11 tRNA genes are annotated in these 987 nt (G+C 51.2%); all 11 read right to left on the bottom strand.

The annotated features are described in order from the left end of the window. Window positions 1–8 precede the first annotated feature (8 nt). The 11 genes from QMQ21_RS19225 to QMQ21_RS19175 all read right to left on the bottom strand — a co-directional run bounded on the left by QMQ21_RS19225 (window position 9) and on the right by QMQ21_RS19175 (window position 985). A tRNA-Ser gene (locus tag QMQ21_RS19225) sits at window positions 9–98 on the bottom strand. Between the two features lie 12 nt (window positions 99–110). Continuing rightward, a tRNA-Ile gene (locus QMQ21_RS19220) sits at window positions 111–184 on the bottom strand. Window positions 185–197: 13 nt separating this feature from the next. Continuing rightward, window positions 198–271 (bottom strand) — tRNA-Met (locus QMQ21_RS19215). A 5-nt stretch (window positions 272–276) separates the two neighbouring features. After that, window positions 277–350, bottom strand: a tRNA-Pro gene (locus QMQ21_RS19210). 15 nt (window positions 351–365) lie between these two features. Further along, window positions 366–439, bottom strand: a tRNA-Arg gene (locus QMQ21_RS19205). 11 nt (window positions 440–450) lie between these two features. Next, a tRNA-Leu gene (locus QMQ21_RS19200) sits at window positions 451–536 on the bottom strand. A gap of 7 nt (window positions 537–543) precedes the next feature. After that, window positions 544–615 (bottom strand) — tRNA-Gly (locus QMQ21_RS19195). Between the two features lie 22 nt (window positions 616–637). Then, a tRNA-Thr gene (locus QMQ21_RS19190) sits at window positions 638–710 on the bottom strand. A gap of 18 nt (window positions 711–728) precedes the next feature. Beyond that, window positions 729–810, bottom strand: a tRNA-Leu gene (locus tag QMQ21_RS19185). A gap of 5 nt (window positions 811–815) precedes the next feature. Beyond that, a tRNA-Lys gene (locus tag QMQ21_RS19180) sits at window positions 816–888 on the bottom strand. A 24-nt stretch (window positions 889–912) separates the two neighbouring features. Continuing rightward, window positions 913–985: transfer RNA gene (locus QMQ21_RS19175), tRNA-Asp, on the bottom strand. Between the last annotated feature and the right edge of the window lie 2 nt (window positions 986–987).

Below are 987 nucleotides of genomic sequence, written 5' to 3'. Positions count from 1 at the left end.
GATACAAAAGGAGGATGTGGGATTCGAACCCACGCACGCTTTTACACGCCTGACGGTTTTCAAGACCGTTCCCTTCAGCCGGACTTGGGTAATCCTCCATATTATTCAAATGGACCTTGTAGGACTTGAACCTACGACCACTCGGTTATGAGCCGAGAGCTCTAACCAGCTGAGCTAAAGGTCCAACAAGATCTTTATAGCGGCGAAGGGGATCGAACCCCCGACCTCCCGGGTATGAACCGGACGCTCTAGCCAGCTGAGCTACACCGCCATATATCGGGAAGACAGGATTCGAACCTGCGACACCTTGGTCCCAAACCAAGTACTCTACCAAGCTGAGCTACTTCCCGAGTTAAATAGAAAAATGCACCCTAGAGGAGTCGAACCTCTAACCGCCTGATTCGTAGTCAGGTACTCTATCCAGTTGAGCTAAGGGTGCTCATTAGTTTATGCCGAGGACCGGAATCGAACCGGTACGATCGTTACCAATCGCAGGATTTTAAGTCCTGTGCGTCTGCCAGTTCCGCCACCCCGGCCTCTCTAAGCGAACGACGGGATTCGAACCCGCGACCCCCACCTTGGCAAGGTGGTGTTCTACCACTGAACTACGTTCGCACTGTTTTCTTCTATCTAAAAATGCCGGCTACATGACTTGAACACGCGACCCTCTGATTACAAATCAGATGCTCTACCAACTGAGCTAAGCCGGCTCATTTATTATATCTTAATGCGGGTTAAGGGACTTGAACCCCCACGCCGTTAAGCGCCAGATCCTAAATCTGGTGCGTCTGCCAATTCCGCCAAACCCGCATATATGACCCGTACTGGGCTCGAACCAGTGACCCATTGATTAAAAGTCAATTGCTCTACCAACTGAGCTAACGAGTCTAAAATAACTTGCGTTACCTTAAACGGTCCCGACGGGAATCGAACCCGCGATCTTCGCCGTGACAGGGCGACGTGATAACCGCTACACTACGGGACCTT

The sequence above is a fragment of the Streptococcus bouchesdurhonensis genome (assembly GCF_948472335.1).
The sequence above is the reverse complement of the archived record's forward strand: the minus strand, read 5'-3'. Positions and strand labels throughout refer to the sequence as shown.